The organism is Geothrix sp., assembly GCF_030219325.1.
In the GTDB taxonomy this organism is placed as follows: domain Bacteria; phylum Acidobacteriota; class Holophagae; order Holophagales; family Holophagaceae; genus Geothrix.
The window spans coordinates 149,759-175,077 of sequence record NZ_CP126625.1 but is presented as its reverse complement, the minus strand read 5'-3'; the positions used below and the strand labels follow the sequence as shown (position 1 = coordinate 175,077).

General features: G+C 69.3%; 21 protein-coding genes. 6 read left to right on the top strand and 15 right to left on the bottom strand.

Annotated features, from left to right (window positions below; genetic code table 11):
• The first annotated feature begins 166 nt into the window (after window positions 1-166).
• The 3 genes from QOZ81_RS00785 to QOZ81_RS00775 are packed head-to-tail and all read left to right on the top strand — an operon-like array spanning window position 167 to window position 4,944.
• Window positions 167-1,747 carry a S41 family peptidase gene (locus QOZ81_RS00785; protein WP_291203071.1) on the top strand — a complete coding sequence of 527 codons (1,581 nt, stop codon included), beginning with the start codon at window positions 167-169 and terminating at the stop codon, window positions 1,745-1,747.
• 12 nt (window positions 1,748-1,759) lie between these two features.
• On the top strand, window positions 1,760-2,917 hold the full coding sequence (locus QOZ81_RS00780) for an acyl-CoA dehydrogenase family protein (RefSeq protein WP_291203073.1): 1,158 nt from the start codon (window positions 1,760-1,762) through the stop codon (window positions 2,915-2,917).
• 11 nt (window positions 2,918-2,928) lie between these two features.
• Complete coding sequence (locus tag QOZ81_RS00775) at window positions 2,929-4,944, top strand: dipeptidyl-peptidase 5 (protein WP_291203076.1); 2,016 nt, start codon at window positions 2,929-2,931, stop codon at window positions 4,942-4,944.
• Between the two features lie 76 nt (window positions 4,945-5,020).
• On the opposite strand, the gene folK is transcribed toward QOZ81_RS00775, so the two are convergent.
• From folK to QOZ81_RS00725, 10 genes are all read right to left on the bottom strand, one after another.
• The gene (gene folK, locus QOZ81_RS00770) at window positions 5,021-5,500 is read right to left on the bottom strand and encodes a 2-amino-4-hydroxy-6-hydroxymethyldihydropteridine diphosphokinase (RefSeq protein WP_291203079.1); all 480 of its coding nucleotides are present in this window, start codon (window positions 5,498-5,500) and stop codon (window positions 5,021-5,023) included.
• Entirely contained in the window at window positions 5,497-6,111 is a 615-nt protein-coding gene (locus QOZ81_RS00765) for a hypothetical protein (protein ID WP_291203082.1), read from the bottom strand. Before QOZ81_RS00765 ends, folK begins: the two co-directional genes overlap by 4 nt.
• A gap of 4 nt (window positions 6,112-6,115) precedes the next feature.
• Window positions 6,116-6,529: a preQ(1) synthase gene (gene queF, locus QOZ81_RS00760; RefSeq protein WP_291203085.1), complete on the bottom strand. Its 414-nt coding sequence runs from the start codon at window positions 6,527-6,529 to the stop codon at window positions 6,116-6,118.
• Between the two features lie 53 nt (window positions 6,530-6,582).
• Window positions 6,583-7,299 (bottom strand): class I SAM-dependent methyltransferase, encoded by a 717-nt coding sequence (locus QOZ81_RS00755; RefSeq protein ID WP_291203088.1) that lies wholly within the window; start codon window positions 7,297-7,299, stop codon window positions 6,583-6,585.
• A 29-nt stretch (window positions 7,300-7,328) separates the two neighbouring features.
• Window positions 7,329-8,030: a 7-cyano-7-deazaguanine synthase QueC gene (gene queC, locus QOZ81_RS00750; protein WP_291203091.1), complete on the bottom strand. Its 702-nt coding sequence runs from the start codon at window positions 8,028-8,030 to the stop codon at window positions 7,329-7,331.
• Window positions 8,023-8,727 (bottom strand): lysophospholipid acyltransferase family protein, encoded by a 705-nt coding sequence (locus QOZ81_RS00745; protein ID WP_291203094.1) that lies wholly within the window; start codon window positions 8,725-8,727, stop codon window positions 8,023-8,025. Before QOZ81_RS00745 ends, queC begins: the two co-directional genes overlap by 8 nt.
• Window positions 8,727-9,563, bottom strand: a complete 837-nt coding sequence (locus QOZ81_RS00740; protein WP_291203096.1) for an Hsp33 family molecular chaperone HslO — start codon at window positions 9,561-9,563, stop codon at window positions 8,727-8,729. The genes QOZ81_RS00745 and QOZ81_RS00740 overlap by 1 nt, the downstream gene beginning before the upstream one ends.
• A gap of 2 nt (window positions 9,564-9,565) precedes the next feature.
• Window positions 9,566-11,335, bottom strand: coding sequence for a M2 family metallopeptidase (locus tag QOZ81_RS00735; protein ID WP_291203099.1), 1,770 nt, complete (start codon window positions 11,333-11,335; stop codon window positions 9,566-9,568).
• 74 nt (window positions 11,336-11,409) lie between these two features.
• A complete protein-coding gene (locus QOZ81_RS00730; RefSeq protein ID WP_291203102.1) occupies window positions 11,410-12,543 on the bottom strand; it encodes a hybrid sensor histidine kinase/response regulator in 1,134 nt (377 codons plus the stop codon).
• A gap of 7 nt (window positions 12,544-12,550) precedes the next feature.
• Entirely contained in the window at window positions 12,551-15,523 is a 2,973-nt protein-coding gene (locus QOZ81_RS00725; protein WP_291203105.1) for an ATP-binding protein, read from the bottom strand.
• Window positions 15,524-15,687: 164 nt separating this feature from the next.
• Here QOZ81_RS00725 and modA point away from each other — a divergent pair, with 164 nt between their 5' ends.
• Genes modA through QOZ81_RS00710 form a run of 3 tightly spaced genes read left to right on the top strand, consistent with a single transcriptional unit; the run spans window position 15,688 to window position 18,226 of the window.
• Window positions 15,688-16,455 (top strand): molybdate ABC transporter substrate-binding protein, encoded by a 768-nt coding sequence (modA, locus tag QOZ81_RS00720; protein WP_291203108.1) that lies wholly within the window; start codon window positions 15,688-15,690, stop codon window positions 16,453-16,455.
• On the top strand, window positions 16,455-17,129 hold the full coding sequence (gene modB, locus QOZ81_RS00715) for a molybdate ABC transporter permease subunit (RefSeq protein WP_291203111.1): 675 nt from the start codon (window positions 16,455-16,457) through the stop codon (window positions 17,127-17,129). Before modA ends, modB begins: the two co-directional genes overlap by 1 nt.
• Window positions 17,114-18,226, top strand: coding sequence for an ABC transporter ATP-binding protein (locus QOZ81_RS00710; RefSeq protein WP_291203114.1), 1,113 nt, complete (start codon window positions 17,114-17,116; stop codon window positions 18,224-18,226). The genes modB and QOZ81_RS00710 overlap by 16 nt, the downstream gene beginning before the upstream one ends.
• Window positions 18,227-18,300: 74 nt before the next feature.
• On the opposite strand, the gene gcvPB is transcribed toward QOZ81_RS00710, so the two are convergent.
• From gcvPB to QOZ81_RS00685, 5 genes are all read right to left on the bottom strand, one after another.
• A complete protein-coding gene (gene gcvPB / locus QOZ81_RS00705) occupies window positions 18,301-19,830 on the bottom strand; it encodes an aminomethyl-transferring glycine dehydrogenase subunit GcvPB (protein WP_291203118.1) in 1,530 nt (509 codons plus the stop codon).
• A gap of 10 nt (window positions 19,831-19,840) precedes the next feature.
• Complete coding sequence (gene gcvPA, locus QOZ81_RS00700; protein ID WP_291203121.1) at window positions 19,841-21,193, bottom strand: aminomethyl-transferring glycine dehydrogenase subunit GcvPA; 1,353 nt, start codon at window positions 21,191-21,193, stop codon at window positions 19,841-19,843.
• A gap of 245 nt (window positions 21,194-21,438) precedes the next feature.
• Window positions 21,439-24,171 carry a patatin-like phospholipase family protein gene (locus tag QOZ81_RS00695; protein ID WP_291203124.1) on the bottom strand — a complete coding sequence of 911 codons (2,733 nt, stop codon included), beginning with the start codon at window positions 24,169-24,171 and terminating at the stop codon, window positions 21,439-21,441.
• Window positions 24,168-24,884: a ribonuclease PH gene (gene rph / locus QOZ81_RS00690; RefSeq protein ID WP_291203127.1), complete on the bottom strand. Its 717-nt coding sequence runs from the start codon at window positions 24,882-24,884 to the stop codon at window positions 24,168-24,170. The genes QOZ81_RS00695 and rph overlap by 4 nt, the downstream gene beginning before the upstream one ends.
• On the bottom strand, window positions 24,884-25,318 hold the full coding sequence (locus QOZ81_RS00685) for an RpiB/LacA/LacB family sugar-phosphate isomerase (RefSeq protein ID WP_291203130.1): 435 nt from the start codon (window positions 25,316-25,318) through the stop codon (window positions 24,884-24,886). The genes rph and QOZ81_RS00685 overlap by 1 nt, the downstream gene beginning before the upstream one ends.
• Between the last annotated feature and the right edge of the window lies 1 nt (window position 25,319).

Below are 25,319 nucleotides of genomic sequence, written 5' to 3'. Positions count from 1 at the left end.
GAGACCCAAGCGAAACGCATCTGCCCTGCTTGCCCTATTCGCGTTCATTCGCGCCATTCGCGGTTTCAAGTCCTTTTCTTGGTGGTACCTCACTGCCCGTCTGGAACCACCATTCGCCCCTGGCCCGGCCCGGGCGTATCCTGGAGGTCGATTCCCCGGGAGCCTCATGGCCCGTTTCATCAAGCGCAATTGGATGTGGCTGGTCCTGACCGCCACCATCGCCGTGGCAGGACCCCTGCTGGCCCGCTCCAGCGGCGAGACCGCCCGCCAGCGCAGCCTGGACACCCTGACCGAGATCATGGACCTGGTCCAGAAGCAGAGCCCCGAACCCCCGCCCCCCCGGCAGCTGACCCACGCCACCATCCAGGGCATGCTCCACACCCTGGACCCCCACTCCAACTACATGGACGAGAGTGAGTTCCGGCTGCTTCGCGAGGAGCAGAAGGGCTCTTTCTTCGGCATCGGCGCCATCATCCAGCAGCACGACCAGGGCATCGCCATCATCAGCCCCATGAAGGGCGGGCCGGCCGAGCGCCTGGGCGTGCGCTCCGGCGACATCATCAAGGAGATCGACGGCACCAGCACCGAGGGCATGACCTCCAACGCCGCGCTCCAGAAGCTCCGGGGCGAGAAGGGCACCCTGGTGGAGATCGCCGTCCAGCGGGCGGGCATCGCCGAATTCCTGCGCTTCTCCATCCCCCGGGCCGAGGTGCCCACCAACAGCGTCTACTACAGCTTCATGCTGAACCCCACCACGGGCTTCATCCTCATCAAGGACTTCGGCGAGACCACCGCCGACGAATTCGAGCGGGCCGTGGCCACCCTGAAGAAGCAGGGCATGAAGCAGCTCATCCTGGACCTGCGCAGCAACGGCGGCGGCGTGCTGGACGCGGCCATCGGCATCTGCCGACAGCTGCTGGGCCCCGACCAGCTCATCGTCAGCCAGAAGGGCCGGGACGGCCGCGAGGAGAACCAGACCCGCACCAGCAAGGGCGCCCAGCTGGATCCCTTCCCCCTCGCCATCCTCATCAACCGGGGCTCTGCCAGTGCCAGCGAGATCGTCACCGGCGCCGTGCAGGACCACGACCGGGGGCTGGTCGTGGGCCAGACCAGCTGGGGCAAGGGGCTGGTCCAGAGCGTGCTCACCATCAGCCGCTCCCGCGGCCTGGCCCTCACCACCGCCCGCTACTACACGCCCTCGGGGCGAAGCATCCAGCGGGACTACACCCACGGCCTGGACGACTACTACAACCCCGAGGACGAGAAGGACGCCAAGCCCCAGGGCCCGGCCTTCAAGACCGACCTGGGCCGCACGGTCTACGGCGGCGGCGGCATCAACCCCGACTACCCCATGCCCACCCTCCGCTTCAACGAGTTCATGGTGGATCTGCGGTTCCGACACCAGGCCTTCTTCCGCTTCGCGGTCCACGAGAAGGAGCACTTCGGCATCAAGCCCGGCCAGCATGCCGACGAGGTGATCATGGCGCGGTTCCGTGCCTGGGCCCTGGAGCAGAAGCTGACCGTCGGCGACAAGGACTGGGACGCCAACCTGGCCTCCATGCAGGAACAGATCTCCATCGAGATGCAGAACGTGGCCTACGGCATCGAGGCCGGCTTCAAGATCCAGTGCGAGAAGGATCCCGTCATCCTCAAGGCCCTGGAGATCCTGCCCGAGGCGGACGCCCTGCTGCAGAAGAAGCAGCTCCTCCAGCGCAGCGCCCCCGCCACGGTCGCCACCCTCCGCTGATCCGAGGTCCCCATGGACGTCACGCTGCCTGAGCACGTCGAAGCCCTGCGCCAGGAGGTGCGGAAGTTCGCCGAGAAGGAGATCCGCCCCCACGTCATGACCTGGGACGAGGCCAAGACCTTTCCCTTCGGCGTGGTGAAGCAGCTGGGCGAGATGGGGATGATGGGCGTCATCTTCCCCGAGGAATACGGCGGCGCGGGCATGGGCTACCTGGAATACGCCGTGGTGGTCGAGGAGCTCTCCCGCGTGGACGGCTCCGTGGGCATCACCGTGGCCGCCCACAACAGCCTCTGCAGCAACCACATCTACAGCATGGGCGACGAGCGGCAGAAGCAGGCCTACCTCAAGCCCCTGGCCAGCGGCAAGGCCCTGGGCGCCTGGGGGCTCACGGAGCCGGGTTCTGGCAGTGACGCGGGATCGCTGCGCACCTCGGCCAAGAAGGAAGGCTCGCACTATATTCTCAACGGCACGAAGACCTTCATCACCCACGGCACCTACGGCGACATCTTCGTGGTGATGGCCCGCACGCGGCCACCCCAGCCTGGCCACAGCAGCGCTGACGGCATCAGCGCCTTCGTGCTGGAAAAGGGCATGAACGGCTTCCGGGCCGGCAAGCAGGAGAACAAGCTGGGGCTGCGCGCCAGCGACACCTCTGAGCTGATCATGGAGGACGTGAAGGTGCCCGAGGCCAACCTGCTGGGCGAGGACGGCGTGGGCTTCAAGCAGGCCATGCGTACCCTCGACGGTGGCCGCATCAGCATCGGCGCCCTGGGCCTCGGCATGGCCCAGGGCGCCTTCGAAGAGGCCGTGCGCTACAGCAAGATCCGCCACACCTTCGGCAGGCCCCTGGCCGACCACCAGGGCATCCAGTTCAAGCTGGCGGACATGGGCACCGAGATCGAGGCGGCCCGCCTGCTCATCTACCGCGCTGCGGGCCTGAAGGACGCGGGCCTGCCCTACGCCAAGGCCGCCAGCATGGCCAAGCTCTACAGCTCTGAGGTGGCCTGCCGCGTGGCGGACCAGGCCGTGCAGATCCTCGGGGGCTACGGCTACATCAAGGACTACCCGGTGGAGAAGTACTACCGGGACGTGAAGCTCTGCACCATCGGCGAAGGCACCAGCGAGATCCAGCGCACCGTGATCGCGCGGTACCTGCAGTCGGAATACTGATGGGAGATTCCATGCGCACCGCCCTCCTCCTCACGGCCTCCATGGCCCTGCTCGCCTCGCGTCCGCTGCAGGTGGACGACCTCTTCAAGGTCAAGAAGGTCGCCGATCCGCAGCTCAGCACCGCCGGCGCCCTGGCCTACCAGGTGGGCACCGTGGACTTCGCCGCCAACAAGACCGTGAACCGGATCTGGTTCAAGTCTGGAGGCGCAGAGGCGAAGGAGCTGGACCTCGGCGGCGGCAGCCAGACCCGGCCCCGCTTCAGCCCCGACGGGAAGAAGCTCGCCTACCAGTCCGGTGGCCAGGTGTGGATCGTGGACCTGGGCACGAAGGAGAAGCATCAGCTCACCAAGCTGAGCGGCGGCGCCGAGGGCCAGACCTGGAGCCCCGACGGCAAGTGGATCGCCTTCCTCAGCACCACGGTGCCCAGTGGCAACGAGGCCGAGAACGCCGCCTACCTGAAGGCCAAGGAGGCCTCCAAGGTCTCGGGCCGCCTCTACACCGCGCTGACCTACCGCCACTGGAACGAGTGGAAGGACGCCAAGCAGCTGAGCCACCTCTTCGTGGTGCCCGCCGATGGCAGCGCCGCGCCCCGCGACCTCACGGCGGGCTTCACCACGGACGTGCCCAACTATGCCGGCGTGTCCGCCGGCGACGGCTACGCCTGGGCACCGGACAGCCGGGCTCTGGCCTTCGAATCCCACCCTGACCAGGCCAAGGCCACCACCACCAACGGCGAAATCTACGAGGTGGCCTTGGCTGGTGGCCCCGCGAAGCTGCTCTCCGACAACAAGGCCATGGACAACTCCCCGCGCTACTCGCCGGATGGCAAGCACCTGGCCTGGCGCGCCCAGCGGCGCGAGGGCTTCGAGGCCGACAAGTGGGAGCTGTGGGTCATGGACCGCGCCACGGGCAAGGTCGTTCGCACCACGCAGGCCTTCGACCAGAGCTTCGGCGACTACCAGTGGCAGGGCGCGGACCTGGTGGGCACCAGCGAGCGGCACGGCCACACGGACCTGTACCGCTGGGACGGCGCCTCCATCCAGCCGCTCAGTGATCGCCTGCACGTCGAAGGCTTCGCCCTGGCCAAGGATCACGCCATCGTCGTGTCCTCCAGCCTCACGACCCCGCCGGATCTCTACACGGTGACCATGAACGACCACAAGGCGGTCCGCGCCTCCCGGCACAACGAGGCCCTGGCGGCGGAGCTGGGCCTCGCCCAGACCAGCGACCTCTGGCTGGACACCCTGCCCGTCGAAGGCAAGCGGACCATGACCCACGCCTTCATCGTGGAGCCTCCGGGCTACGACCCCAAGAAGACCTACCCCGTGGCCTTCGTCATCCACGGCGGCCCCCAGGGCGCCTGGGCCGATGCTTGGCACCCCCGGTGGAACGCCCAGGCCTGGGCCAGCCGCGGCTTCATCACGGTGCTGCCCAACCCCCGCGGCTCCACGGGCTTCGGGCAGGCCTACTGCGATGCCATCAGCGGCGACTGGAACGGCGCCGTCATGACCGACCTCATGAAGACCCTGGACGCGGTGCTCAAGCAGTACCCCAACGCCGATCCCAAGCGTGTCGTCGCCGCCGGTGGCAGCTATGGCGGCTATGCCGTGAACTGGATCGCTGGGCACTACCCGGAGCGCTTCGCCGCCTTCGTGACCCACGCCAGCATCTTCAACACCGAGTCCATGCAGCTGGGCACCGAGGAGCTGTGGTTCCCCCACTGGGAGTTCAAGGGCTGGCCCTGGGAGAGCGCCGAGACCAAGGCCCGCTGGCAGGCCCAGAGCCCCAGCGGCGCCATCGCCCACATGACCAAGCCCATGCTGGTCATCCACGGCGAGCTGGACTACCGCGTGCCCGTCACCGAGGCCTTCCAGCTCTACAACACCTTGCAGGTGCGCGGCATCCCCAGCCAGCTGCTCTACTTCCCCGACGAGGCCCACTTCGTCGCCAAGCCCCAGAACAGCAAGCTCTGGTATGAGACCGTGCTGGGCTGGTGCGAGCGCTGGACGAAGCAAAAGCAGGACTGATTTTCTAACCGCAGATGTCGCAGATGGCCGCAGATAAAGAGTGCTTTTCATCTGCGTGAATCTGCGACATCTGCGGTTAATGCTCTTTCTCTTTTGGGATGATGCCCCCACACTCTCCCGGATCGGACAGGGCCCGCCAGGGCTCCAGCACGAAGGGCCGGCTGAAGGCGCGGGGATGGGGGAGTTCCAGGCTCAGCGTGGGGCCCAGGGCGCGCAGGTCCTCCGGCGTGTCCCAGGTCCAGATCCCCGGCGGGCCGTCCGTGGTGATCAGGTCCAGGTCCAGGGTGCGGGGCGCGTTCCTCCCGGCGTTCCGATCCCGGCCCGCCGTCAGTTCGAGGCGCAACAGGGCTTCCAGCAGCCGGCGCGGATCCGTTTCATCAGCCACGAGCATCGCCACCGTGTTGAGGTAGGCGGGACCGCGACCCGACTCGTCCGGCGTCTCCATCACCAGGGGCGAAGGCAGCACCGCGCCCAACGTGCGCAAGGCGGCCAGCCCCGCCTCCAGGTGCGCCCGGCGATCGCCGAGGTTCGAGCCCAGGGCGACGACGGCCTTCATGCTGAACCTACCGGTTTCAGGGAATCAGGCTTCCCGCCGGGCCGGCCAAACCAGGCCCCGAACCCCCAGTCGGCCAGCAGGAGGATGGCCAGCATGATCGCGCTGAAGGCAAACCGGTAATCCCAGTTGCCGGGGAAGTGGCGTTGGAGCACCCACAGCCGCTCATGGGCCAGGTTCACGTTGAACCGCGCAGGCGTGAGGTAGTGGCTGATGGGCACCAGCGCCACAAAGAGGAGGAAGGCCAGCCAGGGTGAAGGCCTGGGCAGGCCCGTGCGACGCAGCGAGAGGAAGGCGGCCACGGTTGGCAAGCTATGCACCAGGACCGAAACCCAGGTGGTGTGCCCGGTCTGGATCACGCCGAAGACGTATCCAGGTTCACCGACACCGACATGCCAGAGGAACCCCGTGCCCACCATCGCCGGATGATCGAGGAACAGGCCCATGACGATGACGAAGCTGGCCACGTTGCAGCCCCAGAGCAGTTCAGGAAGCGTTCCCCAACGCCACTTCAGGTAGGTGTGGAGCACCATGGCCGACAGCACGGCCAGGCCCAGCCAGGCATTGCGGAGCTGGCGCCGAGGGCTCGAACCTGTGGCAAGGGCGGCTTTCATTGTTTCAATGCTTCTTCCCGTGTTCCGCCACCACCAGGGTCCGGATGCCGCCGCGGATGAGGAAGTCGCCCTCGATGCGCATCCACTGGGGCTTCGTGGCCTTCACCAGGTCGTCGAGGATCTGGTTGGTGACGGCCTCGTGGAAGGCGCCCTGGTCCCGGAAGCTCCAGAGGTAGAGCTTGAGCGACTTCGACTCCACGCAGAGCTGGTCGGGCTGGTACACGATGCGCAGCTTGGCGAAGTCCGGCTGGCCCGTGAGGGGGCAGAGGCAGGTGAACTCCTCGGTCTCGAAGGTGATGGTGAAGGGGCGGCCCGGGCGGGGGCTCACGAAGGTGTCGAGCTGGCCCGTGGGCCGCGTCACAACGAACTGCGGCAGGGGGCTGGGCAGGGAGGCCTTCGGGGTCTTCTTGGTGGGCATGGTGGATCCTGGAAAGGGGCCGGAATGAGGTGGTCCTCATCCAGGGTACCTCCTCAGGGCTTGCGCACCACCGTGTTGAGCAGGGTCTCCTCCCGCTCCGTGGGCACCTTCATGCCGAACCACTCGAGGGCGCCGAGGTCCCAGCGGCTCCACCAGAGGTACGGCGTGTGGACGCGATCGGGTCGCACCTCGAAGCCCGCCGCCCGGAGCATGTCCAGATACTGGGGCGCCGTGCGCTGCACGTGCATGGGATGGCGGAAGAAGAGGCGGATGATCCAGCTGTGGATGTAGCGCCGGGTGGATTCCGCCAGCAGCAGGTGGCCACCGGGCTTCAGGACCCGGAACATCTCCGCGAGGGCCCGCTCCTGGCCCACGATGTGGTGCAGGGACTGGTGGCAGAAGACCAGGTCCACGGAGGCGTCCGGCAGGTCCATGGCCTCGGCGTGGGTGCGGTGCACCGTCACCGGAACGGGGCAGGTCGTGAGGCTGGCCCCGGCCTTGGCGGGAAAGGCCGGGTCGGGATCCAGGGCGTGGATGCGCTCCGGCTGGAAGCGCGCCGCCAGGGCACCCAGGGAGTGGCCGAGGCCCGTGCCGATGTCCAGGATGGTGCCACCGGTGGGCAGGTCCGGCGCCAGGGCCTGGAGGCTGTCCAGGGCCACGCCCAGCACGTGGACCCGCCACACCTCCGTGGCCAGGAACCACACGCCGAAGCGCGTCTCCGGCACGAAGGCCAGGGGCTTGGCAGGAGAGGATTCGGCGGAGGTGGACATGGGCGGCTCGGTCATGGGGTCATGCCACGCTAGCGCGGTGCGAGGCCGGGCGGAAGGTAGGCGTAGGGGATGGGGTCGGCGAAGCCCGCCTCCTTGAAGCCACGGAGCCTCAGGTGGCAGGAGTCGCAGTGGCCGCAGGCCTCGGCCTCGCCCTGGTAGCAGGACCAGCTGAGGTGCAGGGGCGCGCCCAGGTCGCGGCCCTTCCGCACGATCTCGGACTTGCGCAGGTGGAGGAGGGGGGCGTGGAAGGCCAGCTGCGTCTCGGGCCTGGTGCCCAGGTTCGCGGTCTGCTCGAAGCTCCTGAGGAAGGCCTCGCGGCAGTCGGGATAGCCGCTGCTGTCCTCCTCCACGAACCCCACGAAGATGGCGCGGGCCCCCAGCACCTCGGCCCAGCTCACGCAAGTGGCCAGCAGGTGCGCGTTGCGGAAGGGCACGTAGCTCACGGGCACGCCGGCCCGCTCGGGATCGCCCTCGGGCAAGGCAATGCTGGCGTCCGTGAGGGCCGAGCCGCCGATGGCCTTCAGGGTGTCGAAAGCGATGATGAGGCGGCGGGAGGCGCGGACTTCGTAGAAGTCCGCGATATCGCGAAAGGCCTGCCTTTCGCGCGCCTGGGTGCGCTGGCCGTAGTCCGCGTGGAGCAGCGCCAGCTCGTAGCCCTGGGCCTTGGCGATGGCGGCCGTGACACAGGAATCCATGCCGCCGGAGAGGGAGACGACGGCGAGCTCAGCCATGTCGCAGTCCTTCCGCCCACGCTTCCAGCGCATCCATCTCCCGCTGAAGACGCAGGCCTTCTGCGCCATCCTCCGCCTTGGGCGGAACCCGGAACGGCTCGCCGTACCTGATCACACAACTCGCAAACGGGAGGGGGATCACCATGCGGTCCCAGGTCTTCAGTTCGAAGCACTGGTCGAAGGCCAGGGTCACGGGGACGATCCAGGCCCCGGTCTTGCGGGCCAGGGCGATGGTGCCGGGCTTCAGCTCCATGAGCGGTCCGCGGGGGCCGTCCGGCGTGATGCCGAAATCCCAGCCCTGCTTCACGGCCTGGATCATGCGCACCAGGGCCTTGGCCCCGTCGTCGCTGGCGGTGCCGCGCACGGCATGGATGTCGAACCAGCGCCAGGTGGCGGCACTGCGCTCGCCGTCCTTGCTGTCGCTGGACAGGATGGCCACGCCCCGCCCCTTCCGCTGGAAGGGGTAGGCGAGGGGCATCATGAAGAGGCGCCGGTGCCAGAAGCTGAGGATGAAGCGCTCGTCCCGCGCCAGGAGGTCCTCCACCGCCTCGAAGCCCTCGCGCCGAACCCGCAGGGTGTAGGACCAGAGCTTGGTGAGCCCGGCCACGAGGAAGGGCACGGCACGGAAGTTCAGCCACACCGAGAAGGGCGAGCCCAGGGGCCGCCCGCGCTCCGCGATGACGAGCCGCGCGGCCATCAGGCCTGCCCCGGCAACAGGTCCCCGCGGGTGATGGGGTACAGCGTGCCGCAGTAGTCGCAGCGGACTTCCAGGGGCTCGTCTTCCTTGAAGAGATCGGCCTTCTGCGCCTCCGGAAAGCGCCGCAGCGTCTCCAGCAGGGCCTCACGGGTGCAGCGGCAGCGGTAGAAGAGGTCCATGGCCGCCAGCTCCTCCGTGCCCTCGCCCTGGGAGACCCAGGCGGCCAGGAACTCCGGCGTGCGCTCCCAGTGGGGCACCACCTCCAGGCCCTCGATGGCCTGCACCAGCCGGGCGACGCGGGCCGGGGGGCAGTCCGGCAGCAGCTCCACCAGCAGGCCGCCGGCCTCCCCCGTGCCCGGATCGCACCAGAGCGTGAGGCTCGCCTGGATCTGCTCGGAGTTCTGGAGGTAGTGCTCCACCTGCACCTGGATGCCGCCCTCCACCAGCTCGAGGTTGCCGATGTAGGGGGAGCCCGCGGGATTGGAGCGCATCACCTGCAGCACGCCCGGGGCCTGGATCCAGCGCTCGGCCTTGGCCTCGCCCAGGTCCAGCACGCCGCGGATGGTGCCATCGGGCCAGCAGTCCGCCACCACGGCCTTGGCGCGGCCGGAGCCCTTGACCAGCAGCTGGAGGCGCTCCTCGAAGACCGTGCGGCCCTGGAGCAGGGCCGTGGCCGACAGCAGCTCGGTGAGGCAGGCACAGGCCTCCGGGTCCAGGTGCGGATGCCCCCGGCGGACGCCATCCCAGAGCGGGCTGGCATCCAGCGAGGACAGGCGGATGTGCCGGTCCTTCGTGACGGCCTTGATGACCCGGGCCCGGTGCTGTGGTTCCGTCATCCTCAGTCCCAGCCGATCTGGCGGCCCTTGTTCTGCTGCTCCAGCCAGGCCATCAGGGGTTTGAAGTAGTCCATCATGGCCCGCGTGGAGAGGTCCTCGCCCGTGGCGTCCTTCAGCACCTTGCGCCAGTCCTCGGTGGCCCCCTTGGAGAGGATGGTCTTGAGGAAGGCGCCCACCTCCTTGTGGCCGGCGTAGTTGGTGGCGCGGGGGTCCTGGTGGAGGATCTTGCGCGCGATGTGGTCGTGCACCTGGAACTTGAAGACCGTGGCCCAGCCGTAGCTGTAGTAGTAGGCGGGATTGTCGTTGATGTGGGTCTTGGTGGCGGCATCGCAGAACTGCTCGCCGCGCGGGCTGGGGGGCTCCACGCCCTGCAGCTCGCGGACCCGCTTCCACCAGCGTGCGTTCATCTCGCCGGCGGGCATGCCCTTGGCGTAGAAGTCGGCCTCCCATTCGGGCATGGTGCCGCAGGCCCAAAACATGAAGGGGATGGCCGTCTCCAGCGCGTCGTTCAGCAGCACCTGCATCTCGTCCACCTTGTAGTCGGCGGGCAGGACGCCCGTGGCCTTCAGGTAGGGGATCTGGCGGGTGGCCAGGCCGACGAGCTCGCCGATGCCCTCGTGGAAGCTGGGGTTCGCCCCGTCCCGCAGGAGCGGCGGCACGTTGGGGTTGGTGTAGCTCATGAAGTAGTAGCCGTGCCCCAGCTCATGGTGGGCCGTCTCGAACCACTGGCTGTTGGCCTCCACGCTCATGAGGCTGCGGATGTCGTTCTCCAGGTCCAGGTGGTTGCAGAAGGCGTGGCTGTTCTTCTTCCGCGTCTCGCCGGGCTTCACCGGGTAGAGGTCGGACTTCACCCAGAACGAGGCGGGCAGCGGATCGAAGCCCAGCCCCGTGTAGAAGGCCTCGGCGGTCTTCACGATGCGCTCGGGCTGCCAGCCCTTGAAGTAGGGGTCGAAGTCCACGGCCGTCACGAAGCCGGTCCAGTTCTGGCTCCAGCGGTTGTTGATCCAGTGCGCGGGGATGGCCCTGGGCACGGGCTGGCCGTACTTCTTGGCCATCTCGTACTTCACCCAGGTGTGCAGCTGCAGGTAGAGGGGCTTCAGCTCTGCGAGGAACTTCCGGTTGAAGGCCATCATCTCGTCCGTGCTCAGGTCGTACTTGGCCACCTGCAGGGCGAAGTAGTCGGGGTAGCCCAGAGCCTGGGCGCAGCCGTTGCGCAGGTCGCGCAGCTTCACCAGCCCCGCCCGCAGGGCCGGCCCATTCTCCTTGGACAGTTCCCATACCTTGCGGCGCTCCGCCAGGTCGGCGCTCTTGCCCAGGATCTCGTCAATGCGGTTGGCGCTGATGGGCTGGCCGTCCAGGGTCCAGGTGAACCCGTTCATGGTACTGGTCTGGGCCGTCTCCGCCACGATGCGGTCCGAGACCAGCTTGGGGTTCGTCATGGGTCCTTCGGCGGCGTTGAGCAGGACGCGCTCCAGCTGGCGGACGGTGATCCCCTTCAGCTCCTTGCGGTGCTGGAGCAGCTCCCGGGCCTCGGTGATGAGGGCCGGGTTGCCGTTGAAGGCGGCATAGGCCTTCCCCGCCCACTCCGCCGCGGCATCGTTCTCGGGCTTCACGTCGGAGGCCGCGTTCCAGCTGGCCTGCGCGGCCACGTAGGTGAGCGACTGGTAGCCCGCGTTCACCAGCTTCAGGAAGCGGTCGGCCCGGTCCTGCAGGGGGGCGGCCATCTGGGCCATCAGGGGCACACCGAGGATCAGGGCTGGAAGCAGGCGCATGGAGGCTCCTAGGAACCCTTCATTCTGGAGCCGGCGGGCCGATCCGTGGAGGGGAATTCCCATCCGGGGCAGCCTCAGCAGGGCAGCAGGACCGTGAAGTTGCTGCCGAAGCCCAGCTGGCTCTGGGCCCGGATCTGGCCATGGTGGGCGGCCACGAGGCGCTGGACGATGGCCAGCCCCAGGCCGAAGCCCCTGTGGGCGTCGCCCGGCTCCGACTGGCGGAAGGGATCGAAGATGAAGGGCAGCTGCTCGGCGGGAATGCCCCGGCCCGTGTCGATCACGGCGATCCGGAGGAAGCGCAGCCCCGCCTCCACCCCCGCCCCGAACTCCACGGAGGCCTCCAGCTTCACGGCTCCACCCCGCGGCGTGAACTTGATGGCGTTGCTGAGCAGGTTGTGGAGCACGCGATCCAGCTTGCTCCGGTCGCCCTTGATGGGGGCCAGGGTCTCCGGCCAGTAGGTCTGGAACAGGACCTCCTCCGCCTGGGCCCGCACGGAGAACTGGTCGGCGAAGCCCTGCAGCCAGGCCACCGGGTCGATGGTGTCGCTGCGAAGCGGCATCTGGCCGTGCTCGCTGCGATGCAGGTCCAGCATCTCGTCCAGGAGGCCCTGCACCCGCTGGAAGCTGTCCACGGCCTGGTCGATCATGCCCGGCCTCGGGGTCTGCCCGGAGCGCAGCAGCTCCAGGGTGAGGCCCACGCTGGTGAGGGGCGAGCGGAGGTCGTGGACGAGCATGGCGGTGAAGTTCGCCTTGAGGACGTGGATCTCCTTCAGCTTGAGGTTCGCGTCCTGCAGCGACTGGTTCTGCTGTTCGAGGTTCTTCTGCAGGCGGCCCAGGTTCACGTGGTGCTCGACGCGGGCCAGGACCTCCTCGGCGGCGAAGGGCTTGGTGACGTAGTCCCGGCCGCCGCTCTCGAAGGCCTTCACCTTGTCCAGGGGGCCGTCCATGGCGCTGATGAACAGCACGGGGATGCTGGCCAGCTTGGGATCGTCCCGGATCAGGGCGCAGGTCTGGTAGCCGTCCATGTCCGGCATGGCCACGTCCAGCAGGACCACCTCCGGCGGCTGGCGCCGCATGGCCTCCAGGGCCAGGGCTCCGCTGGTGACGGTCCTGACCCGGTGGTTCTGGGACCGCAGCACCCGCGCGAGCACATCGAGGTTGGTGGGGTTGTCATCCACCAGGAGGACATCGGCGGGCGGGACGAGCATGTCGACCTCAGCGGAGTTGTTTCAGGATGTCTTCGAAATTATAGGCGCGGAGGGCAGCCCGGGTGGCTTCGGCGAGGCCGGAATCCGTAAGTTCCCTCAGCAGGGCCTCGGCGGCCTCCAGGTCGCCGCTGGCCACCTGGTCGAGGAAGCGGGCACGCCAGTCCGAGTGCTGATGGGCCAGGCCATCCAGCGGAACGGGTCCGGGCTCCCCGGGCAGGGACCGCCGCTCGAAGCGGACGCCGAGAAGGTCCTCCAGGCTGGCGAACAGCTGGTCCTCGTCGATGGGCTTGGTGAGGAAGGCATCGAAGCCCCGGCGGATCAGGTCCTCCGTGCTGACGTCGTAGACGCTGGCGCTGATGGCCAGCACCGGCGTCCGGGCGCGCCCCAGCTCCACTTCCAGGCGCCGCAGCTGCTCCACGGCCCCGAAGCCATCCAGGACCGGCATCCGGAGGTCCATGAGGATCAGGTCCGGGTGCCCCTCGCGCCACTGCTCCAAGCCCGCCGCCCCGTGTTCGGCCAGGCTGCAGTGGAAGCCCACCAGCCTGAGCAGCCGGTCCAGCATGTCCCGGTTCTCGACGCGGTCGTCCACGATCAGCAGCTTCCGGGGCGCCTCCCCTCCGGCCAGGCGCACCACCCGCCCCCGCGAAGGCAGGACGACGGGGCCCTCCGGCTCAGGCAGCGGGATCTCGAAGTCGAAGCGCGAGCCCTCGCCGGGGCGGCTGTCGATGCGGACCTGGCCGCCCAGGAGGGAGACCAGGGCCTGGCTGATGTGGAGCCCGAGACCCGTGCCGCCGCTGGTGTGCCCCAGGGCCGTCTGGTGGAAGGCGGCGAAGATCTGGACCTGCTCCTCGGCCGGGATGCCCGGGCCCGTGTCCTCCACGCGGAAGGCGCCGATGCCGCCGCGCCAGGCCACGGACAGCCTCACCGTGCCGTGGGCGGTGAACTTCAGCGCATTGCCCAGCAGGTTCACCAGCACCTGGCGCAGCTTCGGCTGGTCCCCCTCGACCAGGGTGGGCAGGCCGCGGGCCTCGATCTCGAAGGCCAGCCCCTTGCTCAGGGCCGAGAGGCGGAAGAGGGCCTCCAGCTCCCGCACCAGCTCCGCCGGGGAGAAGGCGGCGGAGCGCAACTCCATCCTCCCCGCCTCGATCTTCGAGAGGGAGAGCACGTCGTTGATGAGGGCGAGCAGGTGCTCCCCCGCCCGGAGCACCTGCTCGAGCTGGATGCGGTCCTCCTCGCTGCGGCCCAGGTCCCGGGCCATGAGTCGGGAGTAGCCGAGGATGGCCGAGAGGGGGGTCCGCAGCTCGTGGCTCATGCTGGCCAGGAAGGCGCTCTTGGCCCGGGAGGCATCCTGGGCCCGGGTCTCGCTGAGGCGCAGGGCCTCCTCGGACTGCTTGAGCCGCGTGATGTCCTCCAGCACGCCATCCCAGAGGATGCTGCCATCGGGCTGCGGGGTGGGGCTCCTCCGGACCCGGATCCACTTCAGCTCACCCGGCCGCTCCGTGAAGGACCTCCCCTCCCAGGTCATGGGCCCCATGCGGGAGGTGGCCTCCTCCAGGCAGGCGAGGAATCCGGCCTGGTCCTCGGGATGGAGCTTGTTGAAGGAATAGCCCGGATCGCGCTCCAGCGCGCCGGGTTCCACGCCATAGAAGGTCTGGAACTGCGGACTGATGAAGGGCCAGGTCCGTCGCCCGTCGGGCCAGATCTGCGACTGGTAGACCACGTCCGGCAGCCGTTCCGCCAGCAGGCGGTAGCGGTCCTCACTGGCACGCAGCTCCTTCCGAAGGCGATCCAGGTCCCTCAGGTCCAGGGCCACGCCCATGGTGCCGAGCAGGGCCCCCTCGGGGCCGCGCACCTGGGAGATGGTCAGCAGCACGGGAATGAGGGACCCGTCCTTGGCGCGGAAGTGGCACTCGGTGGCGAAGCCCGGAATGGTCGCGGCCACCTGCAGGGTTTCGAGGCCCGGGGCCAGGGTCCGCCCCACCCGCTCGCCGATCTCCACGGCCAGGGCGGCCATCTCCTCGGGAAGCCGCCAGAGCGCGGGCGTGGCCCGGCCGATGACCTCCTCGGCGCGATGGCCCAGGAGCAGCTCCGCCGAGTGGTTCCAGCGGCTGACCCGCCCTTCGAGGTCGAGGCCGATGATCATGGCGTGGGCCCCGTCCAGGATCGCCTGTTCCAGGGCCTTCTGGGCCTGGTTCTCCGTGATCAGCTGCCGCAGGTGGGCGACGGTGCGGTTGAGCTGCCGCTCCGCGCTGGCCAGTTCGCTGCCCCCGGGGGCCACCGGAGGTGGCTCGAGGTTCCCGTCGGCCACGCTCTGTAGCCGCGCCACCAGGGAGTTCACGCCCTTCCGCAGGTGCGAGGCGAAGGCCTGCCCCAGCCCGAGGGCGAGCACCAGCGACACCAGCATCAGGGACAGGCCCCCCAGGGTGGTCCGCTGGGAGCTGAGCTCCAGGGCCTGGATGGTGGTCTCGGCCCGGCGATCCTCCTCGTTCCGCAGCTGCTCGAGGATCCGCGAGCAGTTCAGCACCTCCGGCAGCCACTGGTGGTCTCCAAAGACCCCCAGTTCCTTGCTCATGCCGTCCGGGAGCATGGCGGCCAGTTGATTGCCCACCGTCTCCAGCCGCGCCAGCTCCGCCTCCGTCTCCTGGATCGCCGGCGTCGTCGTCCGCTTCGCCCGGAACGCCGCCCAGTTCCGCCGGGCCTTGGCTTCCCCCTCCCGGAGCCGGCGCAGCCCCTCCTCGGAGGACATCCGCCCGGCGCGCACCATCCGGAACGAGATGGTGATGTCCACGGAGTAGGCCTCCGACACCTCCATGAGCCACAGCATCGGCTGCAGGTGGTCCCGGTACACGTCGCTCGCCTGGCGGGCCGCCCGGCGGGCCAGCACCAGCATCCCCAGGGAACCCATCATCATCAGGAGCGCGAGCAGGCCCAGTGCCACCCGGACCTGGGCCGCGATGGACCGCTGGTGGATGAAGGACACGCGAGCTCCTTCTTGGGACCTGCCCTCGATTAGAACCGAGCCCACCCCCGGGCGCACCTGCAATCCGGGCGGGGCCGCTTCCCGCCGCAAGCGCAGGCTGGAGCGGACCCGCCCCAAGGGGCATGATGGGAGGGACCCCGAACAGGGCGTTCAAGGACCACCGCATGTTCCAGCTCAGGATCCTGCTGCTCTGCCTGATGGCCCTGGTCGGCCGTTCGGAATCGCCGCAGCTGGCCATCGCCGCGGCCGCCGACCTGCAGTTCGCCCTGGTGGAGGTGAAGGCGGCCTTCATGAAGGCCCATCCCGGCGTGGAGGTGGCCATCACCTACGGCTCCTCCGGAAACTTCCATGCCCAGCTGATGAACAAGGCCCCTTTCGACCTCTTCCTTTCAGCGGACCTCAGCTATCCGAAGAAGCTGGTGGAAGCGGGCGTGGCCGACGGCACCACGGAGTTCCTCTACAGCCGGGGCCACCTGGTGCTGTGGGTGCCGAAGGCCTCCCCCATCCCCGTGGAGCAGCTGGGCATGAAGGCCCTGCTGCACCCCGCGGCGAAGCGGGTGGCCATCGCCAACCCGCGGGTGGCGCCCTATGGCCGGGCGGCCGAGGCGGCCCTCGCCAAGTTCGGAATGCTGGCGGCCGTGCAGCCGCGCCTGGTCTTCGGCGAGAACATCGGCCAGACTGCCCAGTTCGTGCAGACCGGCGCCGCCGACATCGGCATCCTGGCCCTGTCCCTGGCCAAGGCCCCCGTCATGGCCGCCTCCGGCCGCTTCTGGGAGCTGCCCGAGGACGCCCATCCGCCCCTGGACCAGGGCGGCGTGATCCTGAACCACGCCCGGAACCGCGCCGACGCCCTGGCCTTCCGCGCCTTCATGCAGTCCCCGCCCGCGGTGGAGATCCTCCGCCGGTACGGCTTCGTGGTGGCGGCCCGCTGATGGACTGGCAGGCCATCCGCCTGAGCCTCGGGCTCGCCGCCCTGACCACGGCCTCGTTGCTCATCCTGGGCCTCCCCCTGGCCTACTGGCTGGCCTACTCCCGGCGGCGCTGGAAGTTCCTGGTGGAGGCCGTGGTGGCCATGCCCCTGGTGCTGCCCCCCACGGTGCTGGGCTTCTACCTGCTCATGGCCATGGGGCCCCGCAGCCCCTTCGGCCGCGCCTGGGAGAACCTCTTCGGCCGCACCCTGCCCTTCTCCTTCGAGGGCCTGCTCCTGGCCTCCGTGCTCTACAGCCTGCCCTTCATGATCCAGCCCCTGGCCGCCGCCTTCGCCGCCGTGGACCGCGGGCTCATCGAGGCCTCCTGGTGTCTCGGCGAATCGCGGGTCCGCACCTTCCTGCGCGTCATCGCACCGCTCAGCTGGGCGGGCATCCTCACGGGCGTGGTGCTCAGCTTCGCCCACACCCTGGGCGAGTTCGGCGTGGTGCTCATGGTGGGCGGCAACCTGCCGGGCCGCACCCGCACCGTGAGCATCGCCATCTACGACCAGGTGCAGGCCATGGACTACGCCCCCGCGGCCCGCACCGCCGCGCTGCTGCTGGGCGTGTCCTTCCTGGTGCTCACCTTCACCTACGCCCTGCGGCGCCACCAGAGGAAGCCGTGGACGCTCATCTGAACCGCGGCCCCCATCTGCTGGCGGACGCCGAGCGCCACTACCGGGGCGGCCCCGCCGTGGAGGCCCGCTTCGAGATCCCGCAGCCGGGCTTTTCCGTGACCGTGCTGTTCGGGCCCTCGGGCTCGGGCAAGACCACGGCCCTGCGCCTCCTGGCCGGGCTGGAGCGGGCGGATCGCGGCAGCATCCGCTTCGGCGCCGCCACCTGGTCCGATGCCGCCGGGGGCATCCACCGTCCGCCCCAGGCCCGCGACCTGGGCTTCCTGCCCCAGGCCTACGCCCTCTTCCCGCACCTCAGCGTGGCCGCGAACCTCGGCTACGGGCTGGCCTCGCTCGGCACCCGCGAGCGGCGCGCCCGGGTGGACGAGCTCCTCACCCTGCTGGATCTCCGGGACCTGGAGGGCCGCCACCCCGGCGAGCTCTCCGGTGGCCAGCAGCAGCGGGTGGCCCTGGGCCGGGCCCTGGCCCGGAAGCCGGCCCTGCTCCTCCTGGACGAGCCTCTGACGGCCCTGGACCGGCCCTCCCAGGTGCGGCTGCGCAAGGAGCTGCGCGACCTGCTCCGCACCCTCGACATCCCCACCGTGCTGGTGACCCATGACCGTGCCGAGGCCCTCCAGCTCGGGGACCGCCTGGTGGTGATGGACCAGGGCCGCGTCTGCCAGTGCGGCGACATCCAGCAGGTCTTCGACCGCCCCACGGATCCCGCCGTGGCGCGGATCCTGGGCGTGGAGACCGTAGTGCGCGGCCAGATCGAATCCATCGTGGGGGGCATGGCCACCATCGCCGTGGGCTCGGCCCGCATCTTCGCCGCCGACCCGGGTGGACTGGGCTGGGAGGTCTTCATCTGCATCCGCGGCGAGGACGTGGCCGTGGAGCGCGGCAGCGGAGCCGGCTCCGGATCCACGGCCCGCAACCGACTCCCCGCCCGCATCACCGCCCTGAACCCGGAAGGGTCCCTGGTCCGCATCAGCCTCGACTGCGGCTTCCCCCTGGAGAGCCTCGTCACGCGCCAGGCCTGCACCGACCTCGGGCTTTCAGAAGGGGACGGCGTCTGCGCCATCCTCAAGGCCGCGGCCGTGCACCTCATCCCGCACGATTGATTCCGACTCCGCCGCAGGCGGAGGCCAACGAAAAACGCGGGCCGGATGGCCCGCGTTTTTCGCATGGGGAAGGATCAACCCTTCGTCCACCGCAGCACGGGCTTGCGGGCGGCCGTGGTCTCGTCCATGCGCCGCAGGGGCGCGAGGGTCGGGGCCTGGTGCAGGGCGTCGGGGTTCTCCTCGGCTTCCCTGGCGATGGCGAGCATGGTGTCGCAGAAGGCGTCCAACTCATCCTTGCCCTCGCTCTCCGTGGGCTCGATCATCAGCGCGCCGGGCACGATCAGGGGGAAGTAGATCGTGGGCGGGTGGTAGCCGTGGTCGATGAGGCGCTTGGCGATGTCCAGGGTGTGCACGTCGTGCTTGGCCTGGTGGGTGTCGCTGAAGACCACCTCGTGCAGGGTGGGCGAGTCGATGTGCAGGGCGTAGGCGCCCTTCAGGCGGGTGCGGATGTAGTTGGCGTTGACGATGGCGCGCAGGGTCGCCTCCTTCAGGCCGTCGGAGCCGTGGCTCAGGCAGTAGGTGAGGGCCCGCACCAGGATCCCGAAGTTGCCGTAGAAGGTGTGCACCTTGCCGATGCTCTGGGGCTGGTCCCAGTCCATGCGGTAGCTGTGCTTCGGCACTTCCCCTTCGCCTACCTTCACGGTGTCGCGCACGACCACGGGCACGGGCAGGAAGGGCATGAGGTTTGCGCCGCAGCACACGGGACCGGCGCCGGGACCGCCGCCGCCGTGGGGCGTGGACATGGTCTTGTGCAGGTTCAGGTGCATGACGTCCACGCCGAAGTCACCGGGCCGCGCCACGCCGACGAGCGCGTTCATGTTGGCGCCGTCCATGTAGACCAGGGCGTCCACGCTGTGCAGCAGGTCGCTGATCTCCTTGAAGCGGTACTCGAAGACGCCGATGGTGTTGGGGTTGGTGATCATGGCGCCGGCGATCTCGCTGCCCAGCTCGCTCACCAGCGTCTTGAGGCCCTTGCGCACCTTGCCGTTCACGGGATCGGTGACGTCGTCGAAGCTGATGGTGCCATCGGGGCCGGAGGGCAGCTCCACCACCTCGTAGCCCGCCATGGCGGCGGTGGCGGGGTTGGTGCCATGGCCACTGTCCGGGATGAGGATGACGCGACGCTTGCGGCCGTGGCTCAGGTGGTAGGCGCGGATGAGCATGACGCCGGTGAGCTCGCCGGCGGCGCCGGCGCTGGGCTGCAGGGTGACACCGGGCAGGCCCGTGATCTCCTTCAGCCACTCCTGTAGGGTGTAGAGCATCTCCAGGTTGCCCTGGACGAGGGCGTCCGGCGCCATGGGGTGGCTGTCCGTGAAGCCCGGCATGCCGGCAACCTTTTCATTCAGCCGCGGGTTGTGCTTCATGGTGCAGCTGCCCAGCGGATACATGCCGTCGTCCACGCCGTAGTTCCACTTGGAGAGGCGGGTGAAGTGGCGGATGACCTCCACTTCGCTCAGCTCGGGCAAGGCGTCGAAACCGCGGCGCTTCAGGTGGGCGGGACGGGTGTCCTGGGCGGCGGGCACGTCGAGTTTCGGCAGGTCCATGCCCCGCTTGCCGGGGACGGAGCGTTCAAAGGAGAGGGGTTCGCGCTGACGAAGGAACATGGCTCTCTCCTCAAACCGTGGCGGGGACGCGGGCCAGGATCTCGACGAGGCTCTCGATCATCTGGCGGGTGTGGAGTTCCGTGGCGCACCAGAGGATGCAGCCCGCGTACTCGGGATAGAAGCGGCCCAGGTCCAGGCCCGGCAGCAGGCTCTCCTTCAGGCAGGCCTCCTGCAGCGCGGCGTAGTCGCCGGTGTAGCGCAGCACGAACTCGTTGAAGAAGGGCTGGTCACCCACCGGCTCCATGTCCGGCAGCTCCAGCAGGCGCTGGCGCAGGTACTGGGCCTTGGCGGCGTTCTGCTCGGCGAGGCCCTTGAGCCCCTCGGGGCCGGCCAGCTGCATGAAGATGTTGGCGCGCAACGCCACGAGACCTTGATTCGAGCAGATGTTGGAAGTGGCCTTGTCGCGGCGGATGTGCTGCTCGCGGGCGGTGAGGGTCAGCACGTAGCCCGTGCGGCCCTCCAGATCCTTGGTCTGGCCCACCACGCGGCCGGGGATCTCGCGCTTGTGGGCATCCTTCACGGCCAGGAAGCCCAGGAAGGGGCCGCCGAAGTTGGGCTTGTTGCCCAGCGACATCGCCTCCCCGCAGGCCATGTCCGCGCCGACCTTGCCGGGGGCCTCGAACCAGCCGAAGGCGAAGGCCTCCTGCGTGACGCTGATCAACAGGGCACCGGCCGCGTGGACGGGGCCGGCCAGGGCCGTGAGGTCCTCCACCACGCCCAGGAAGTTGGGATAGCCCACCATCACCGCGGCCACGTCGCCGTTGAGCTTGGCCTGCAGGTCGGCCAGGTCCGTGACGCCATCCTTCAGGCCGACCTCCACCAGGTGCAGGTCCTCGTGCGGATCGAAGTTGGTCTTGAGCACATCGCGGTACATGGGGTGCAGGCCACGGCTGATGAGCACCGTGTTGCGCTTCTTCGCCACGCGCACGGCCATCAGTGCGGCCTCGACACAGGCCGTGCCGCCGTCGTAGAGGCTGGCGTTGGTCACTTCCAGGCCCGTCAGGTCGCAGATGAGGGTCTGGTACTCGAAGATGTGCTGCAGGGTGCCCTGACTGATCTCGGGCTGGTAGGGCGTGTAGGCCGTGAACCACTCCTGGCGGCTGATCATGGCGTCGATGGCCGAGGGCACGAAGTGGTCGTAGGCCCCGGCGCCCAGGAACTGCGCGCAGAAGCGCATGTTCTTGTTGGCCAGGCCCATCATCTGCCAGGCCACTTCCTGCTCGGAACCCTGGGTGGGGAGGTCCAGCTCCCGCCCCAGGCGCAGCGGCTCCGGGATGCCCACCAGCAGCGCCTCGGCGTCCGGGACGCCGATGGTGTCCAGGAGGGCACGATCCTCGACAGGGGAAGAGGGCAGGTAGCGCATGGCGGCCTCGGCAAAGAGCGTTGAAAACCAACGCTCCAGGGTATCAGGCGGCCCCGGAAGGAACCCTTGTGGATCGGGTCACAGACCCTACCACCACAGACCGCTCACCACCTGAAGGCGGAGGCGCCTGGCCAAGCGCGGGCCTTCCCGGAGAGCATCAAAGCGAAGCCCGGCTCCGCCGGGCAGAGCGTGGGGGCCCGGGGGTGTTCGCGCAGCGCAGCGGAGCGAGGAACCCCCGGATGATGCTAATGCCGCTTCCAGAGGTCGAAGGGCTGGGTGCCGATGAGGACATTGAAGCTGCCCACGGCCCGGCCGCCATCCTGGGGGGTGCGGACCTTCAGGAAGCCGTAGGCCAGCTCCACGTAGAAATTGGACAGGGTCGTGCGCAGCATCAGCCCCGTGCCCTGGGCCCGGAAATCCACCTCGGGCTTGAGCAGGTCAGCGGGGTCCTGGGCCACCCAGGCCAGGTCGAAGCGGGGGGTCAGCTCCACCGTGAGGCCCAGGCCCATGTAGAGGCGCAGGGGGACGCCGAAGCGCACCGCCGCGAAGTTGGGCGCCATGAAGCCCAGGGATCGGGAGCCGATGACGAAGGAGGGGCCCCCCAGCACCCACCAGCGATCCAGGGGCAGGCGCCGCCCCTGGCCCCACTCCGTGTCGAGGTCGAAGCCCAGGTGCTCCCCGATGGAAGTCAGTCCCCGGGCCCGGAAGTAGCTCTGCTGGAAGGTGGCTCCGGGCAGCTCACCCGCGAGGGCATGCCCCGCGCCGAACCGCGCCCGCAGCAGGAGGCCATCCCGCGGCATGGTGTGCCGGTCGAAGTTGTCCCACTCCCCGGAGAGGAAGGCCGCATCCTGGTTCTGGGTCCGCCGCTGGCCATCCTCCCGGAAGGCGGCGTTCCGGCGCCCGAGGTCGAGGCTCACCTTCCCCGTGCCCAGGTTGCTGAAGCGGAAGAAGGTCCGCAGCATCAGGTCGGAGGCGCTGATCCGCGCACCCAGGCCATCGCCCGGCAGCTCGGGCGCCACCCACAGCAGGGGCAGCTCCAGCCGCTGCTGCCAGTAATCCGCCACCAGCTCGACCCCCGTGCCGGGCGAGAAGCCGAAGGGGCTCCCGACGGAGAGCGTGGCCCGCTCCTGCAGCCGGTTTCGGGCCGCGCTCAGCTGCAGCTCCGTGCCCCTGAAGCCCAGGTCCACCGCCCGGTAGGCCAGACCCACCTGGCTGCCCAGGGTGGTCTCGTAACCCAGCGAAAGATCGAGCCGCTCGCGCTGCAGCGGGACGGGGACGAGGGTGATGGCCGTGCCCCCCTCGCCATCCGGCCGCAGCTGGTAGCGCAGTTCTGCCAGGTGGAGCCGATGCTCCGCCAAGGCCACGCGATTCTGCAGGTCCGCTGGGCGGAAGGGGCGTCCCTTCAACTCTCCGAGCAGGCGCAGGAGGTGGGGTTCCGCCACCGGCGCGCCGGCGGCCGAGCGGGCCTCGACCTTGGTGATGAAGGGCTCGTCGACGCTGATGAGGAGGTGCCCGGTCTGGGGTTCGAACATCGAACCCCGCACATCCACCAGGGGCCCGCCCTCCATGAGGAAGCGGTAGACCAGGTGCCCCATCATCCGGCCGAACAGCTGGGGATTGAAGGGCTCGCCCACCTTCACCGCATCGGCCACGGCGCTCTGGATGGCGGCCCGCCAGCCATCGGGCGCCTGCACCTCCACGGATCGGATCGCCGGGAAGGGCCGCAGGTGGATGGTGAGGACGCGCCCCGGATCCACCGTGGCCCAGGCCTCCTGGGCCAGCCCGTGGACGAGCACCTGCTGGAGCAGGATCTGGGCGTCCTGGAGCAGGATGCCATCCGGCCCGGGCTTCACACCCTCCGCCAACAGTCCGGCCATGGCCGGGCTCAGCCCGCCGGGGCATTCGAAGGCGACTTGGCTCGCGTCCAGGCGCTCCTGGCTCAGGCGGCTGCGCATCAGCTCCCGCAGGGCCTCCCGGCGGGCGTCAAACCCTTCGCGGCCCTGGCGCACCAGCTTGGCCCCGTCGGTGCCGTACTCCAGGAAGTTCACGCCCCGGATGTCCGGACGGATCACGAAATCCGCGGCGGCGCGGCTTTCCCACTGGCGCCGTTCCACCACCAGATCCAGGCTGCGGGCCGCCACGGACAGGATGCTCAGGGCCGGCCGCTGCTCCAGGGGCGAGCTGGTGTCCACGGCGATGACCAGGTCGGGATGGAAGGCCTCCTTGGCCGTGCTGACGGGGATGTTCTCCACCAGGGCCCCGTCCACGTACTGCTGGCCCTCGATGATGACGGGGCGGAAGCCGCCGGGGATGGACATGGAGGCCCGCACGGCCTCCACCAGGTCGCCCCGCCCAAAGACCCGCCCCTGCCCCGTCTCCAGGTTGGTGGCCAGGATGCGGAGCGGGCGCTGGAGCCGGTCGAAGTCGCCTCCCGAGAAATACGCGCCCCGGGCCAGCAGGCCCTGGAGCGTGTGCTGGACCTCGACCCCGCTGCGGAGACCCTGGGCCAGCGAAAGGCGACCCTGGTGCCGCTCGATGGAGAGGAAGGTGTCGCTCCGCTCCTCCTGCTCGCCCAGGGTCTCCCCCGGGTTGCGCCACAGCGGCTCCAGGAAGGCGCGGGTCAGGTCCAGCCGGTTGAACAGGTCCTCGATCTCCTTGGCCGAGAACCCGCTGGCGTAGAGCGCGCCCACCAGGGCGCCGGCGCTGGTGCCGGTGACGCTGTCCAGGGGGAAGCCCACCTCCTCGAAGCGCTGGAGGACGCCGATGTGCGCCAGGCCGCGGGCCCCGCCGCCGCTGAGGGCCACCGCCACGCGGGGCATGCCGGGGATGGTCACCCGGGGGGTGAAGCGGAACACCATGTCCGCGGGCTGCACCTCCACGTCGATGCGGCGGGGCGCCCCCGGCGGGGGGACACCGGGCGGCGGGGTCTGGCCCGCCAGCAGGACGGAAAGCCCGAGCGCCAGCAGCACGGGTTTCATCTGAGGGCCGCCCCCTGGGCGTCCATGAGCGCCGCACAGCCCGCCAAGCCCAGGTCCAGCAGCCCGGCCGCTTCGGCCCGGCTGAAGGCACGGCCCTCGCCAGTGCCCTGGAACTCCACCAATTCCAGCTCCCCGCCCAGGGTGGGGCGGGCCGCCACCAGGTTGCAGTCCACGGCGGCCAGGTGATCCTCCTCGTATTCCAGGTCGAGCACCAGACCTCGGCGCCCTTCCCCCGATTCCACGATGCCCACGCTCACGGCAGCCACCTGGCGGACCAGGGCTGAGTCCAGCCCCTGGGCGCGCAGCGCCAGCGCCACGGCCACCCAGGCGCCCGTGATGGCCGCGCAGCGGGTGCCCCCGTCGGCGTTGAGCACGTCGCAGTCCACGGTGAGGGTGCGCTCGCCCAGGGCGGCGAGATCCACGGCCTGGCGGAGGCTGCGGCCGATGAGCCGCTGGATCTCCACGGTGCGGCCCTGCTGCTTGCCGCGGGCGGCCTCGCGATCAGACCGCGTGTTGGTCGCTGCCGGGAGCATGCCGTATTCGGCCGTGAGCCAGCCCGAGCCCCTGCCCTTCATCCAGCCCGGCACCCGCTCCTCCAGGCTGGCGGCGCAGAGCACGTGGGTGCGGCCGAGCTTCACCAGGCAGGAGCCGGAGGCGTGCAGCTGCACGCCTTTCTCCAGGCCAAGGGCTCGCAGTTCCTCGGTTTGACGCATCAGCAGGTGCCCTTCCACTCGATCTTGTCCACCCGTCCCTGGTGGCGGCCCCCCTCAAAAGGTGTTTCCAGGAAGGTTTTGAGGTAGGATTCTGCCTTGAGCGGATCCGTCAGCCGCTGGCCGAAAGCGATGGCGTTTGCGTCATTGTGCTGTCGAGCCAGTGCTGCGTGCTCGGGGGAGGTCACCAGCGCGCAGCGGATGCCGGCATGGCGGTTGGCCGCGATGCTGATGCCGATGCCGGATCCGCAGACCAGCACCAGGCGCTCCCACTGATCCCTACCTTCCGCCGCCCGGTGCGCGAAATCCGGGTAATCCACCGAGGCCATCCCATCCGTGCCGAAATCCACCACGTCGTGCCCCTGCCCAATGGCCCAGGCCTTGAGCCGCTCCTTCAGGTCGAACCCCGCATGATCGCTTGCGAATCCGAGCTTCATC